Annotated in this window: 13 protein-coding genes; 3 read left to right on the forward strand and 10 right to left on the reverse strand. The window is 35.3% G+C overall.

From position 1 onward, the window contains the following. Positions 1-23: 23 nt before the first annotated feature. The 7 genes from HBB17_RS07940 to HBB17_RS07970 form a co-directional block, all read right to left on the reverse strand. Positions 24-1,496, reverse strand: coding sequence for a tagaturonate reductase (locus HBB17_RS07940; RefSeq protein WP_167956965.1), 1,473 nt, complete (start codon positions 1,494-1,496; stop codon positions 24-26). Positions 1,497-1,567: 71 nt separating this feature from the next. Next, positions 1,568-2,404, reverse strand: coding sequence for a sugar phosphate isomerase/epimerase family protein (locus HBB17_RS07945; RefSeq protein WP_167956966.1), 837 nt, complete (start codon positions 2,402-2,404; stop codon positions 1,568-1,570). 28 nt (positions 2,405-2,432) lie between these two features. After that, on the reverse strand, positions 2,433-3,989 hold the full coding sequence (locus HBB17_RS07950; protein ID WP_167956979.1) for a glycoside hydrolase family 28 protein: 1,557 nt from the start codon (positions 3,987-3,989) through the stop codon (positions 2,433-2,435). Between the two features lie 313 nt (positions 3,990-4,302). Continuing rightward, positions 4,303-5,160: a carbohydrate ABC transporter permease gene (locus HBB17_RS07955; protein WP_167956967.1), complete on the reverse strand. Its 858-nt coding sequence runs from the start codon at positions 5,158-5,160 to the stop codon at positions 4,303-4,305. Positions 5,161-5,166: 6 nt separating this feature from the next. Beyond that, a complete protein-coding gene (locus HBB17_RS07960) occupies positions 5,167-6,051 on the reverse strand; it encodes a carbohydrate ABC transporter permease (protein WP_238483704.1) in 885 nt (294 codons plus the stop codon). Positions 6,052-6,130: 79 nt separating this feature from the next. Further along, on the reverse strand, positions 6,131-7,216 hold the full coding sequence (locus tag HBB17_RS07965) for a glycoside hydrolase family 88/105 protein (protein ID WP_167956969.1): 1,086 nt from the start codon (positions 7,214-7,216) through the stop codon (positions 6,131-6,133). A 175-nt stretch (positions 7,217-7,391) separates the two neighbouring features. Next, entirely contained in the window at positions 7,392-8,729 is a 1,338-nt protein-coding gene (locus HBB17_RS07970; RefSeq protein WP_167956970.1) for an ABC transporter substrate-binding protein, read from the reverse strand. Between the two features lie 567 nt (positions 8,730-9,296). Here HBB17_RS07970 and HBB17_RS07975 point away from each other — a divergent pair. Then, positions 9,297-10,298 (forward strand): LacI family DNA-binding transcriptional regulator, encoded by a 1,002-nt coding sequence (locus HBB17_RS07975; RefSeq protein ID WP_167956971.1) that lies wholly within the window; start codon positions 9,297-9,299, stop codon positions 10,296-10,298. Positions 10,299-10,524: 226 nt separating this feature from the next. Here HBB17_RS07975 and HBB17_RS07980 read toward each other — a convergent pair whose 3' ends face one another. After that, positions 10,525-11,931: an MATE family efflux transporter gene (locus tag HBB17_RS07980; protein WP_167956972.1), complete on the reverse strand. Its 1,407-nt coding sequence runs from the start codon at positions 11,929-11,931 to the stop codon at positions 10,525-10,527. A gap of 290 nt (positions 11,932-12,221) precedes the next feature. Between HBB17_RS07980 and HBB17_RS07985 the strand changes: the two genes are divergently transcribed. Both HBB17_RS07985 and HBB17_RS07990 read left to right on the forward strand, forming a co-directional pair. Beyond that, the gene (locus HBB17_RS07985; RefSeq protein WP_167956973.1) at positions 12,222-13,055 is read left to right on the forward strand and encodes a helix-turn-helix domain-containing protein; all 834 of its coding nucleotides are present in this window, start codon (positions 12,222-12,224) and stop codon (positions 13,053-13,055) included. A 541-nt stretch (positions 13,056-13,596) separates the two neighbouring features. Next, positions 13,597-13,824 carry a hypothetical protein gene (locus HBB17_RS07990; protein WP_167956974.1) on the forward strand — a complete coding sequence of 76 codons (228 nt, stop codon included), beginning with the start codon at positions 13,597-13,599 and terminating at the stop codon, positions 13,822-13,824. Positions 13,825-14,176: 352 nt separating this feature from the next. Here the strand turns inward: HBB17_RS07990 and HBB17_RS07995 are convergent, their stop codons facing one another. Beyond that, a complete protein-coding gene (locus tag HBB17_RS07995) occupies positions 14,177-14,854 on the reverse strand; it encodes a hypothetical protein (protein ID WP_167956975.1) in 678 nt (225 codons plus the stop codon). Position 14,855: 1 nt separating this feature from the next. Beyond that, a complete protein-coding gene (locus HBB17_RS08000; RefSeq protein ID WP_167956976.1) occupies positions 14,856-15,656 on the reverse strand; it encodes a hypothetical protein in 801 nt (266 codons plus the stop codon). Positions 15,657-15,805 lie beyond the last annotated feature (149 nt).

Consider the following 15,805-nt stretch of genomic DNA (forward strand, 5'->3'; position numbering starts at 1 on the left):
TTTTTCCATTGTGCATGTCATTATTACAGACTTGCTACGATTTCTCTCATATCTTTGCTATTCATCTCTTCTAGATAAGCAGCTACTGTTTCTTCTAAACCAGCTACTTCTGTTAAGTCTTTTCCGCTCCAGAATGCTGTATTGGATAATACCGCTTTGGCGATTTGTGCACTTGTGTTGTCTTCCCATACCTTTTCAAAGAACGATAATACTTCCGCATCATCTTTTACTTGATACTCTGTTCCATCTGCACGACATCCCATGTATTTACCATCTACAGCTTTTACTTGATAGAATTTGATAAATGCTGCTAAGGAGAAGGTTAATAACTTAGGAATTTCATTGAATTTCTCAACATAACCAAGTAAAGAAGGCAAACATCTTGCGTTGAATTTGGCACAAGAATTAAGTGAGATATCAAGTAAGTTATGTTTGATATATGGATTTGCAAAACGTTCACCAACTGCTTTTGCGAACTGTTCTAACTCTTCTTTTGGTAAATCTAATGTAGGAATTACTTCACTGTGTAGTAATTTTTCTAAATATCCTTCGAATACATCGTCTTTCATAAAATCAAGTACGATATTATGTCCAGCAAGGTACGCAGCTAATACAGTTGATGTATGACCACCATTTAAGATACGAACTTTTCTCATCTTGTAAGGTTTCACATCTTCTGTCCAAAGAACATTGGCTTCTCCTTTATGAATTGGAAGAATGTCTGCCCATTCTTTCTTTCCTTCAATAACCCATAAGTTAAATACTTCACTTGTAACGATTACATCATCAGAATACCCATTCTTTTCTTCAAAATAGCTAATTTGGTCTCTAGGATATCCCGTTACAATACGGTCAACCAATGTATTGGTGAATTTGTTTGCTTCCTCGATCCAAGTCAGGAAGTCTTCACCAAGGTTCCATTCATTTGCATATTGAAGAACGATTCTCTTTAACTCAGAGCCGTTATAATCAATTAATTCTACTGGTAAGAACAGAAGTCCTTTGCTCTTATCTCCGTTAAATGCTTTGAATCTTTCATATAAGAATTGTGTTACTTTCGCTGGGAAAGAGCTTGCAGGTCGATCTGTCACTTGATCTCCTTCTTTATACGTAATACCTGCTTCTGTTGTATTCGAAATGACAACTTCTAAATCAGCACTACGTGCAATCTCCATAAGCGCATCAAAATCACGATATGCATTGATACATCTTGATACACTTGTAATTGGTTTAATCTTTTCAACAGGCTCTCCATTTTCAATGCCTCTCATTGCTAATGTATAGATCCCGTCTTGTGCATTGATCATATCTGCCATCTTAGGGAAATCACCAATTGGCTGACAAAGTACGATGCTTCCTTGATAGTCGCCTCTTTCGTTCGCTCCATCGATCATCCAATCTGCAAAGGCACGTAAGAAATTACCTTCTCCGAATTGTAAGATCTTCTCTGGATACTTACCAAATTTCTTTTCAATCTTTTCATTAATTTTCATCATTACTTATCCCTTTCTTCTCAAACCTCTCTACAGAGGCTTTGTTTCTTCTATCAATAAAAAGCAAACGTTTATTATATGGACTGATAGATCTTTTCTAGATATTCTCTAGCGGACACGGCATTATCCGGTGTCGTATTCTCTAATGTAGTATGAATAAACGGTTTATCTTTCTTAATAAACTGTAAAATATGTTCATAATTCATCATCCCTGTACCGGCTGCAACAGATTTCATCATTCCATTCTCAATTATAAAATCTTTTAAATGAACGACTGCAACATCTTTTCCCAATAAGGTGATGGCTTCCGAAATGATAGCGTCACGATCTTGATAATTTCCTTCAAACAACAGATTCACTGGGTCTAAGATAATCTGTAAGTTCGGAGATTGAATCGTATCAAGAACATACCTAGCCCTCTTTGGATTACAAACGATATGTTTATATACGGGTTCAATGGCAACAATTACGCCCATCTTCTCCGCATATGCAACGATTGGCTTTAGGTTTTGTATGAATATTTCTAAAGCCTCTTCACTATGGCAAGCGGGTTCAAAGGAATATTCCGTATTAGGCGCTCCCGTTTCTGTTCCAACAACGCCACAGCCTAAATGTGCCGCGAAACGAATATTTGCCATATAGCGTTCCTTGATTACAGCTAATTGTTCCTGATCTGGATTAGCCAGATTCAGATAACAGCCAAGAACTGCGATATCGATTTCATTTTTAGCGAACAGATTCTTAAGATACATGGCGTATCCTGGAGTTAATGCAGGATTCGCAACAGAATTCTCTGTGATTACTTTTGACAATGCCAAATGTCCACACACAAACCCTTGCTTTCTTATCTCTTCTAAACGTTCCTTTAATGGTAATTGTTTTGCATCATGAAGTCTTAATCCGATCTGCATATCTTACTCCTTTCCAATGACTACATTCTTATTGTATCTGTGGATCATCAATATGAAGTAACGTCATCGCTTCTCCTTCTTGTCCCGTAATCCTTACATTCTCGATGACCATTTTTTCAATATTATTCGCATAGATTCCAAGTTTGGAACATGGCTCAATGCCATTCATCATGGCTGGTACATCCTTTTGGGGATTCTGGGCATACGTAACGTTAATATCTTTCATTTCGATATATTCAATTTTCTTTTCTGGCAGACCATAAAAATACGCAGCAGCAACATGACAGTCTTCACAAGTAATATGTCGAAATGCCAGGGATTTAATCAAAGGTGTCCGTTCATCAACTGGATATGTTTCTTTGGATTGCACATATTCCGTTCGTCCATCAGGATCACAGAAATAAAATGCATTTACTACAAATGGTGTCATAACCTGTTCCATCTTAATATTCTCGAATACGATTTCATCTAAGATGGCATCTTTTCCACGTCCTCTTCTTGTTTTGATCCGTAGCCCACGATCCGTTCTCCGAAAGATACAATCTTTCACGAAAACGTGATTTACTCCACCTGCCATTTCACTTCCAATGGTTACTGCTCCATGTCCATTTTCCATAAGACATTGACGGATGGTAATATTGGTAGAAGGTTTTTTGTGCTTACGACCCATGTAGATTTTCCCAGATTTAATTGCTACACAGTCATCTCCTAATGTGAATCGAACACCAACGATGTCAACATTTTCACAGGATTCAGGGTCAAGTCCATCGGTATTCGGTGAATCTGCAGGATTTTCCACTGCCACATCATAGAAGCCAATATTCTGACTAAAATACGGATGAATTGTCCAAGCTGGACTATTCCGAAATAGCAATCCTTGTACGACTACATTCTTACAATGATTAATAAAGAACAAGCGAGGACGGAATGCCCCACGCATCACTTTCTCATTAAACCACCAGTTTTCCCTGCTAGCATTTCCTTCTATGATCCCTTGTCCATAGATTAGAACATTCTCTACGTTAACTCCTGTGATAATGCCAGAATACATGACCAGTGGGTTTCCTTCCCAAGTTCCTAGATTGTATTCCTCAGTTTCATCAAAACTTTCGATTAATCCTTGGAATTTAGGAAAATGTTCACGCTCCGTATCCGCAGACAACATCGCACCCTTCGCAAATTCGATTCGAATATCACTTTTTAAGAAAATACTCGTTACTTTATATGTTCCTTTTGGGAAATAGACTCTACTTTCCTTTGGACAAGCCATAATCGCTGCCTGAATAAATGTGGTATCATCTTGTATGCCATCCCCTTTAGCTCCAAATTTCGTAACATCCAATGTAACAAATTCATAATCGGTGCGAAAAGTTATGTCTGCAAGTGTTTCCCCCTCTTTCTTCACCTGGATCAGGTATTCCGTATCAGGCCAAAGCTCATATAAACTTGTTACGACCTTATTCGTACTACATCTATATTCTTCATTTACAAAAATGTCATATTGACACTTCGTTTCATACACACCTTCATCGTTAATCTCTAACACAACGTTTCTCGCTGTTTTCATTAGAATCGCAAGATTCATTCTTCTATTCACCTTCCTCTCTTCTCTGCTTCCATGACTCATCAAAGAAATCATATTAAAACTACTTCATTGACTATCCATCACAACTTCGTAGTTGATCTCATGATTTGAGTGATTAACTCAAACTTCGCACTTACAATTTTCTAGCGAGTAGATGTTTGCTATATACGAATCTCCTCAAATAATCAGATCAACAACGAACCACTGACATTCTCTTTTTTATGGAAACAGGCTGCTAAATTGAACACATTCAGCAGCCTGTTTTCTATATATTTACCATCCTAAACCGACTGGCACCAAATCCTGTTTGATTTTAACCTTTTACACCACCAGCTGTGATACCATCTACGAACGTACTCTGTGCACAGAAGAATACAATCAAGGATGGTAAGATTGAGATCAAGGAAACTGCTAATACTCTGTTCCATTGGAATCCATTATCGGCATCCATTGACAACTTAACGAAGTAAGACGCTGGATAACGAGATGGTGTACTTACATAAAGCAAAGGTCCCATGAAGTCGTTTGATGACCACATAAACTGGAATAACGCACAAGAAACGATTGCTGGTTTAAGCATTGGTACAATAACTTTAACTAATGTTTGAATTACATTACAACCATCAATTTCTGCTGCTTCTTCTAATTCTCTTGGTACATTACGTAAGAACTGAATTAACATAAATACGAAATACGTATCAACAGCAAAAAGAGTTGGAACAATAATTGGTAAGTATAATGGTGAATCAACCCATCCTAAACGATTGAATAAGATGAACTGAGGTACATTCAATACTACCTGAGGTAAGAATAATGTTCCCATTAATACAGCGAAAAGGAAGTTTCTACCTTTGAACTGAAATCTACCAAATCCATAAGCGGTAATTACTGCTGATATTACAGTAAAGACAACTTTAGGAATTACATATGAATATGTGTTAATTAAGGATTTTACTAAGTTAATATCGCCACCAAATCCTTGGAATGCCTTTTTATATCCATCTAAAGTAGGTTCTTTCGCAAACAAACCAACACCAGCGAAGATTTCATTGTTGCTCTTAAATGTTGCACTGATCATCCATAATAATGGATAGACCATGAAAAGCCCTACAAAGAGTAATACTGCGTACTTTAGAATAGTAGCTATGATCTTTCTAGTTTTCAACGACATTATTTTCTACCTCCCATCACTATCGCTATAGTATACCCAGTGTTTCTGGCTCCAGAATGCAATACCAGTAAGTATCATTACGATAATAAACATTACCCATGCCATTGCACTTGCAAGACCCATTTCATGTGATTGGAACGCACTGTTGTAAACCAATAATGACATTAACGTTGTTGAGTTTCTTGGACCACCGTGAGTAATGATATAAGGTCCATTGAATTCTTGGAACGCTTGACATAACTGCGTTACTAAGTTATAGAAAATAACTGGAGTGATCATAGGAACTGTAATCTTGAAGAATTGTCTCCATTTTCCTGCTCCATCGATAGATGCTGCTTCATATAATTCTTCTGGTACATTCTTAAGTGCTGCAAGGAAGATAACCATTGCAGAACCAAATTGCCATACACGAAGTAAACAAATAATAAAGATCGCATATTTTGGATCACTTAACCAATGTGGTCCTTCAATACCGAAGAAGCCTAACATTGTATTTACTAATCCGTCATCTCTAAAGATTGCTTTCCATAAAACAGCGATTGCTACGGAACCACCAAGAATAGATGGAATATAGTATGCTGTACGGAATAAGTTAACACCTTTGATCTTAAAGTTTAAGATATAAGCAATGAATAGTGCGGCAGTTAACTTTAAAGGCACCGTAATGAATGAATATTTGAAGGTAACCTTTAACGCTTTCAAGATCTTATCCGAAGTGAAGATCTCCTGATAATTCATAAGACCTGTCTCATTAATCCCGTTAAATAAATGAAAATCTGTAAAACTGTAAACCAAAGAAGATGCAAACGGATAAAGACGGAATACTAAAAATCCGATTAACCATGGTAAAATAAAGAAAAATCCCATATTATTCTTCATCGTTTTTTTCATCGAAAACTTTTTCTTTGGAACAAAAACTGCCGAGTCTACTGCATTCTTTGCCATATTTTTTTCCTCCCTTTCTAGTGTATTACTTCGTCATTAGACTTTGTGCATATGCCATCATAAAAGGACCAACGCCTTTTGGGTCATCTACTGCGACTTCTTCAGACAAATAATACAAGATACTGCCATCTCTTTCTGTACTTGGACCTAGTCCTGCTGCATGGCAAATATCTGTTAACACTTTTGTACCATCTTTCTCAACAAGTTTTTGTTCAATTACACTTGCTAAGATTTCTTCTGCACGTTTCTTATATCTTTCTTCAGAAAGTACACCAAGTCGACAGCCTTTAAAAATTGCATAAGCAATCATAGAAGTTCCTGACGTTTCTGTATAATTTTCTTTCACGTCACTTCTATCTATAACCTGATAAAACATCTTATTATTTTTGTCCTGATACTGCAAGATTCCCTTAACAGCTTCTTTGAACAAACCTTCTAACGTTTTATAAGCTTCAAATATTTCAATCGACATAACATCCATTGTGTCGATCAATGCCATGAGATACCAACCCATTGCACGTAACCAAAAACTCTTTGATACCCCCGTTATTGGATCCGCCCAAGGCATTGTCTTTGTCTCATCATAGCCATGATAATAAAGTTGCTTCTTATCATCAAATATATATTTTCTGACATTCATGAATTGATTGATGATGTCATTATAATTTTCCTTCTTATTAAATACAGTCTCGTAAGCCATGTAGAATGGTAGTGCCATATACAGGCCATCTAACCATATTTGATTTGGATATATCTTCTTATGCCAGAAGTTACCACAATTGGTTCTCGGCTGTTTCCTAAGCTGATCCATACTATATTCAATCGCTTTGTAGTATTTATCTTCCTTCGTCTGTTTATAGAGGAAAAATAAAATCTTGCCTGCATTAATACTATCTAAACTATAACTCTCTCTTTTATACCTCGAAATTGTTCCTTCCAGATTAACAAATGAATCCACATATGTTTGAATAAATTCCTTGTAAAACAAATCTCCAGTTGTATCATACATCTCTTTGCAACCCATAAGTACACACCCATCTTCATAATTCCAATACTCTTTATAGTTTTGGTAATTTGAAAGATATGTTTTTAGATACTGTGTTACGATCATGACTCTCTCCTGTCAACAATTTCACAAATCTTCTTTCATTTGCATAAAGGAAGGGATACCCGAAAGGATATCCCCTTCTTCTACACATCAGTCCTTCTCCTGAATAGAAGTTTGTCTTCTTTAATAGAAGTTTACTCCTATAAGAAGTTTTCCAAACAAATCGTTATTTTATTGATTATTTACCAAGAACATCATTGATTCCGTCAGCTAATACTTTAGCAGTCTTAGCAGAATCATATTCACCATAGCTTAAGCCTTGGAATGCATCATAGTAAACACCATCAGTTCCTTTTAATTTTGCATCTTCAAATGTTGGATCTAATTGGAATTGCGTCCAAGCTAAGATCTTAGAGTTTGCTTCAGCAACAGTAGCATCTAATAAGTTGTTGTTTTGGCAGTAAGCTAAACCACTTGCACTTAGAGGAATACCTCTTTGTGATCCCATGATAGCAACACCTTCATCTTCATTTAATAAGAAGTTGATTAATCTTGCACATTGTTCTGGGTATTTTGTGTTTTTAGAAATAGCAAACCCTAAAGAAACTTTAGAGAATCCACCTTGGTATTCACCCATATCTTTGAAGTAATCACCAACTACGAATTCTTGACCTTCATTTAGAGCGTCTCTGAATTTAGTAGCAGAAGAATCCCATTCAAAAATACCAGCATATGTTCCGTCCATCCACTTAGGGTTCTTATCTAATGATTCAGCACCATCACCTAAGATTGTTTGAATACTTGGAGTTACATGAGCATCTTCTAATGATTGAATAAATTCAATACCAGCTTGGATTTCTTCGTTTGTATAGTTAAGTGTTCCGTTTTCTACCCAGTTCTTACCGTATACAGATTCTAAGTAGTAAACCATAAGAATCATTCTGTCGTATTCACCAAGTACTAATGGATAATAATCTTCTCCAAGAGTATCTTTGAAAGTTTGACCAGCAGCTTTTAATTCTTCTAAAGAAGTTGGAACTGCAATGCCAGCTTTTTCAAATGTAGTCTTGTTGAAGTAGAAAATTCTACCTGTCATTGATACAGGAACTGCTTGAAGTGAATCAGCAACTACACATTGATCTAAAGCAGCTTGTGAAAATTTAGACAAATCTAACGTATCTTTTACAGTGTTTAAATCTAAGAAAACGCTTCCATCAGAACTGAAAGATGTAAGCCAGTTCCAGTTAATTTGGTTAACATCAGCAGCTGTGCTTGAGTAGAATGCTGTTGACATCTTATCTTCCCAACCAGACCATGCGCCGTAATCCATCTCTACTTTAACGTCTGGGTTTAATTCCATAAATTTGTTTACTGCGTCAATTGTTGCAGTATGTCTTTCATCTCCACCCCACCAAGATAACTTAATTGTTACTTGTTCAGTAGAACCTTCTGTAGATCCTTCTTCTGTAGATGCTGTGTTGTTCTTAGAAGATGAATCTTTTTTGCCACATGCAGCTAAAGATAATACCATAGTACATGCTAAGCAAAGTGCTACAACTTTTTTGAATTTTTTCATAAAAAGCCCTCTCCTTTTTCCTTTTTCTTGATTTCACATTTCTTCTACACTTAACTAAATTACTACTTACATGGGCTCTGTAAGTTATATGTAATATTATATGTAAGTGCTTACATTGATATTACAACATTTTAATAATTTAGTCAATACTATTTTTTAAACAATATGTCATTTTCATCAATATAGATTCAATCATTCCCCATTTTTTTGTATACTTTTATTCATTGCTTCCTGTTTTTTCTCTTGTAACTGCTATAATTATCATATATAATGTGTATAGAAATGAAAGTACTTACATATAATGTATGAAATGCAACGAATCTTTCAGATAATTCAATGCAAGCATTTCCTGTTCAGACAAAATATAGTATAATAGATATGCTAGATTTTATCGTATGTTAGCCTCTATTCGCATTATTGGTAACATATATAACTATCTATTAAATTAGTATTTTCTTATTCTGCAACTATTCAGAACTGATTCGTTCTGAAACAGTTACCCTATATTAAATAAGCAAAATGACGTTCATACGTCACACGTAAACATGTATTGAGAGAGGTAAAAGAATGAACATATACGACATTTCACAAAAAGCGGGGGTTTCTATCGCCACTGTTTCAAGAGTAATCAATGGGAACAGCAACGTGAGTGAAAAAACACGTAAAAAAGTAATGGCCGTTATTGAACAATATGATTATACACCAAATGCATTTGCAAGAGGTCTGGGACTTAATACCATGCAGACGATCGGTATTCTATGCGCTGATTCTTCTGACCCATATCTAGCAAGTGCAATTTACTACATTGAACAAATGTTACATAAAGAACAATATGATTCCCTTCTTTGTTGTACCGGTTATAATCAGGAAGACAAAGAAAAGTATCTTAATTTGCTACTTTCCAAGAAAGTAGACAGTATCATCTTAGTAGGTTCAAATTTCGTCGAAGCAGATGAAGAAAAAAATCAGTATATAAAAGAAGCTGCAAAATCTGTACCTATCATGTTACTAAATGGTGCCATCGATGCCCCTAATATCTATAGTTCTCTCTGTGATGATTATCACGCGACTTTTCAGATTACACAAAAGCTCTTAAAAACAGGGCATGAGCGCATCTTATATCTTTACAATTCTCATTCATATAGTGGTAAAAAGAAGTTAAAAGGGTTTCATGATGCCTATTCTGAGATGGGTTTAAAGATTAATGAATCTTATATTCAATATTTTGTTGGTGATATTCACGAAACTAGAGATTTCTTAGTAAATTTGACAAAGAAAGGCCTTACATTTGATTCGATCATAACATCAGACGACAATCTTGCCGTTGGTGCACTAAAATTTGCCAAGTTAAAAGGAATCTCCGTTCCAAAGGATCTCTCAATTATCGGTTATAACAATTCCATGATTGCAACCTGTTGTGATCCAGAATTGACTTCCATTGACAATAAGCTTGAAACAATCTGTAAAAACTGCGTTTCAACTCTGATGAATATATTTAATGGGAATTCTGTTCCGTTCCGTTCTGTCTTCTCAGCAGAATTAGTAAAAAGAGAAACAACAGACTTCTAGTTGCAAACAAAGAAAAGACAAGAACTTAGAATTCGTTTCGTAAGATACCTCTTAACGTAAACGAAAATCTAAATTACTTGTCTTTTTTTCCTCATTTTACTTCGATCTCTTTATTCTATTTACCTAATTTATATATTGGTTCTGTTTATTGTTCTATTTTAGTCCTATATATATTGTCTTTTTTCTTGGTATATTTACCATTCGATTTATCGTTCTATATTTTTCCTTATACTGCTACCCTTTGCTCTTCTTGCATTCTCTGCTTTCTAATCTTACCAATCTCAATGATTGCAATCAATGCTGATAGCACCCCTACGCCTATGTTGCTGATCATCATGACAATACCAACACTATCACTTCCGATGTTTGTGTAATTCTGTAGAAACCATAGCACAGGAACTCTTAGTGCAAATACGCGCATAAAATTCACTAAGAATGTGTATTTCATCAAACCATATCCGTACAGCAATGCCATAATTGATGCATGTATTCCAAGTGGTACCACACCATATGCTTCATAACGATAGATATGCTGTATCAATTCTCTAAAAACAACATCATCTTTTGCAAACATTCCACTGATGATCTGGAGATTCCACATTGTCAATCCATAACCAATAAATCCAACTACAATATTACAAACCATTATCTTTTTAAATGCGTCAAAGGCACGATCATACTGCTTAGCTCCTAAGTTCTGACTGATAATAGCCGCTCCACCCTCTTGGAATCCATTTTGAGGATTGGTTGTAATCCCACCAATATTATTTGATATCCCTAATGCTCCTACTGTTAGTGCTCCATACCCTGTACTCATGGAATTCACGATTACTTTCCCTATTGCGAACGAGAACTTCTCTACAATAACAGGTATTGACTGTTTAATCATTGGAGAAGCAATTTCATGATTCAATGCTGTTGCTCGAATAGAGAATCCAAAGATTCCTTCTTTTCCACTCATATTCTTAATAGCGATACCAAACATCAAAAGTTGAGATAGCAACGTTGCTATTGCTATACTGGTTACATTCCCGTGTAATCCATATACAAACCAAGCTGTCAAGGATAATTTCACCACAATCATCATAACATTCAGATTCAGGATTCGTTTCGAATTCCCCCTTGCTCTCTCAATTGCAATATACACATTGTTAAAGAACAGGATTACCAAAGAAAAGGTTTCTATTATGAAATATTGTTTTCCAACTGTAATCAATTCATCTGGTGTCTTAGCCATACGAAGAAATCCTTCTGCAAATGGAACGAATACACCAATTATAATCAGTCCAATTAATCCACAGATCAAATATAACGTACTTACCTGTTTCTTAACCTTCTTAAAATCTCCTGCTCCAAAAGTCTCACTAATCTTCAAACTCGCCCCTACCGCCAGTCCTCCACCAACAGCACTGATTGCCATATTCAACTGTGAAAGATATGCTACTGCTGATACTGCTTCCGAACTAATGTAGGAGGCCATTTGAGAATCAAATATCTTAAAAATCTGTGTCAAAGATTGATACAACGCCAAAGGAAAGCATATTCGCATCACCACGCTCCACATGTTCCCGTTTAATATGTATTCCCTATTTTTCTCGTCTCTTTTTGATAACTTCTCGTTTTCCGTTTTCATTACTTACCTCTTTACTTCCAATACTCAACCCATGCAAATCCTATATGTTCATATTCTGTAACTTCAATCTGTCCAATTGAGTACTCTATTCATATTCCATACATTGCCCATGTTTTATGTTGGTATTTTATCGCAATTTCTAAGTAGATTCTACTGTTTTTCTAGGGTATTTTTCTTTAAAGTACTGTTTTTTTGTGGTAAACTTGTCGATATAGATTTATGACTACTGTAATACAACACAGGAATTTCACACCCTAATCAATAAACAACGAAAGGAAGAACCCAAACCTATGAACAATAAAATCATGGATTTTTATATTGATAAAGTTTCACGAGGACCTTATTTCCAGATGGAATCCAATCACTTTCATTCCGAATATGAACTGTACTTCTTGCTATCTGGAACACGTAAATTCTTCATCAATCACAGTTTTTATACACTTCATGAGCATGATCTAGTTCTCATCTCCAAAGGGGAATTGCATCGCACCTCCTTTCTTTCCGATTCCTGCCATGAACGAATCGTTCTATATTTTAATGAGCAATGGCTCTCATCTCTTCACTTACCTATTACAGAGGATATCCGTTCTGCTTGTCTTTGTACACAAAAAAGAACCATTGGAGAGGATTCCAATGATTACTTTCAACAATTATTGAATCGTATGTTACAGGAATATTCTTCACAAGATAATTTTTCTTCCTCTCTCCTATTAAATTATTTTGAGGAACTTCTGGTTTTCTTAATGCGAACAAAGGAATCTTCTCATATGCAGAACGAAGATACGACAACGGATTCTGATATTGTAAGTGCAGCGCAATATATCTGTAACAATTATTCCAGCGACCTTACACTAGAAGATGTAGCAGCTTATGTAAATCTTTCTCCAACGTATTTTTCTAAAAAGTTCAAGACTTCTACTGGTTTTGGTTTTAAAGAATATCTGATTCATACAAGGTTAAAAGAAGCTGCTCATCTCCTAGCAGATACCAATGATTCCATTACTTCCATTGCGACACGATGTGGCTTTAGTGATAGCAACTATTTCGGGGATCTATTCCGTAAAGTTACCAACCAATCCCCTAGAGATTACCGAAAAAATACCTCTTACAATTATCAATTGTAAGAGGTATCCGAATCACCAAAGTGATTCAAAAAGGGGAGGATAAGTATTTAATTTTTCTTTAGTGACTTGTCAAGAATCTGATTTCGCCCTTTCGGACGACTGTATAATAATTGGAGGGGGAGTCCAACTATTATCATTTGCAACCAGCAAACGTAAACGTTGCTGTGTTGTAATCTAAACCAGAAGTAGGGTAAGTTCAACTTACTTCCTCACTGGTTATTAGATTAATTATAGTATGTATCGAAACAATCTTGTTTATACATTTCCAAAAAATATTTTTCGTTTTCTTGCTAGTTGCATTTCTATGTGGAGCAATCTATAATATATTCATACTTCGCACATGAATGTTCAGAACGCGTAGATGATTGCTTTATTCGTAGTGAATATAGAAATCACATGCACGAAGTAAATTTTTCGATGTGCGATGCTTGCGTAATAGAGATGGTAGGGGTGTACGCTCCTGTGTTTATGTTGAAAGAACACACGTTATTATGCCTCAATCACTTTTTCATTAGTAAACAATTCATGAAAGGACTATCCCATGCAAAAATCGAAACGTATCTTAGCGATTATTGGCATTGTTTTCTTAGTAGGACTCTATGTTGTTACCTTGATTTCTGCTATCTTTGCCACAAAGACGTCTGCTTCTCTTTTCAAAGCAAGTCTATTCTGTACGATCGTGATTCCTATATGCTTATATGTATACATGATGTTATGTCGTGTTTTTCGAAAGAAAGACGATAACAACGATCAACAAACGAAAGAATAAAAGAAAGAATACTCAAAAGAGCTCTATACCAACATTGGTGTGTGATTCTTAGAATCACGTACCAAGATGGATATAGAGCTCTTTTTATTATATGAGTCAAGGGACAAATAGACACAATTTCATGCTTGCATGAAAAATTGTGTCTATGGGGACCGCTAAAACATGAGAAAGTAGCACGATTAGTGCGGATTTCGCATGTTTTTAGCATGACGAAAGCATAAAATGCGTAGTCATGCGTAGACTCATGCCCGACAAATCCTATTTGTCGGGCAACTCATTATATGATGTAAGGATCAAAGACAACTTTTATCAATTACATTATTCTATTTCGAGAGTACTATACTTACTAATTCTACTTGTCTACTTGCTTCAAATTGAATAGTAATACATTAACTCCACCAAAAAATTCTACAGAACAATCGTTTTCTGTTGTATAATGCATGACTACTTTGTTTATGGATTGAATCTTTTCTTTGTATTGCGCTACCTTTACATTCGTATTACTTTCTAATAGCAACCATAAATCCTCTAATAATTGGTAGGAGTCATGGTCCAGATTATCAAGCGTATCTGTGCTCTTCCAAGTAACATAGTAAATATCCTTACTATCAACCCAATGCTCTCCCTCGCTTCCAACTAATTCGGTAATTTTATCTTTCAACTGATTAAGATCAATATCAGTGAATACGATCTGTATAGAACTTAATGCTTCTGAATGATAGGGATAATACTCCTCTGTACTTGCAGGGTCAAACTTTAGAAGTATCTCCGTTATTTCATCTGTGTAACCTAATATGCTTACCGTAGGAGAAAGACGATAAAATAAACTGTTATCCTCATTATTCATATCTATTTGATGATCTGCAAGATTACTTTTACATTCATCAATACTAGTACCCCAAGATAAATAACTTATGGGAGAAGAAATCCCGTAATCTTTATCTTTACTAGTCGATTTGTTCGAACATGATGTAAGAAAAACACTGATAAACATAATTAAAACCGTTGACAATACCCTTTTTTTCTTCACTTTATATACCATCCACTATGCTTAATATATCGATTTGCAGTTCAAATTCATTATTATTTGAAGTACGTACATTCATTATTGATGAATACATACCATTACTGTCAGATTTATAGTAGTTTGATTCATTCGCATATACATAATATGATTTATTATTTACCGGCGCCCCAACAGTTTGAATATTATAAACCTCAGGATATACACTTGTATTCAAAAAAGCAGTTGCAATAATACCATGTTTAAAATACGCAACTGCAGTTGAACTAAAATTCACATAAGATTCAACTTTAGTTGCATGAACTAAAATATCATTATATACACCAACTACACCTGACTCATAGTATTTGCAAGTAAAATATAACGTCTGCCTAGCAGCAATACTGTACTTTGTAGTATTCGTACTGGTAGTTGAGCTTGAATATGAGATACTTCCTGTAACCTTGTTTTCAAGTGCAAAATTATCAACAACATATGCTTTTTCTATGCTTCCGTCACTGTAATAACTTTCATTAACTAATTGAACAACAGTTAATCCATTATCATCAGAATTATCGACAGCTTTCATCGTATCTTGCGTAATACTATTCGTAATAGACATCGTTGTTTTTGTTTGATTTAGAGCCATATTAATCAATCCCTGCTCATCAGTAACTAAATCATATGACTCCGTACTGACACAAACTACTGCATCTGACGTTTGTGCAAAAGAAACATTTGGTTGTATAGATATAATTCCCAAAGTAAGTGTTATGCACATCGCCTTAGCGATACGTTTTTTTAAAACAATACTCTGTAACATTTTCATATAGTATCCTCCTTTAATTAGTAGGTAGTGTCAAATTTTACTACCTTTTTTATTGTATAAACCTCGATTTTATGGGAGTTTGCAATAAAAAGAGCAATGACCTCCCTTTTTGAAGTATAATGTAGTCACCACAACAAACAAAATACGAA

Origin of the sequence: Anaerosporobacter faecicola (assembly GCF_012070565.1) — a bacterium.
Classification (GTDB): Bacteria; Bacillota; Clostridia; order Lachnospirales; family Lachnospiraceae; genus Anaerosporobacter; species Anaerosporobacter faecicola.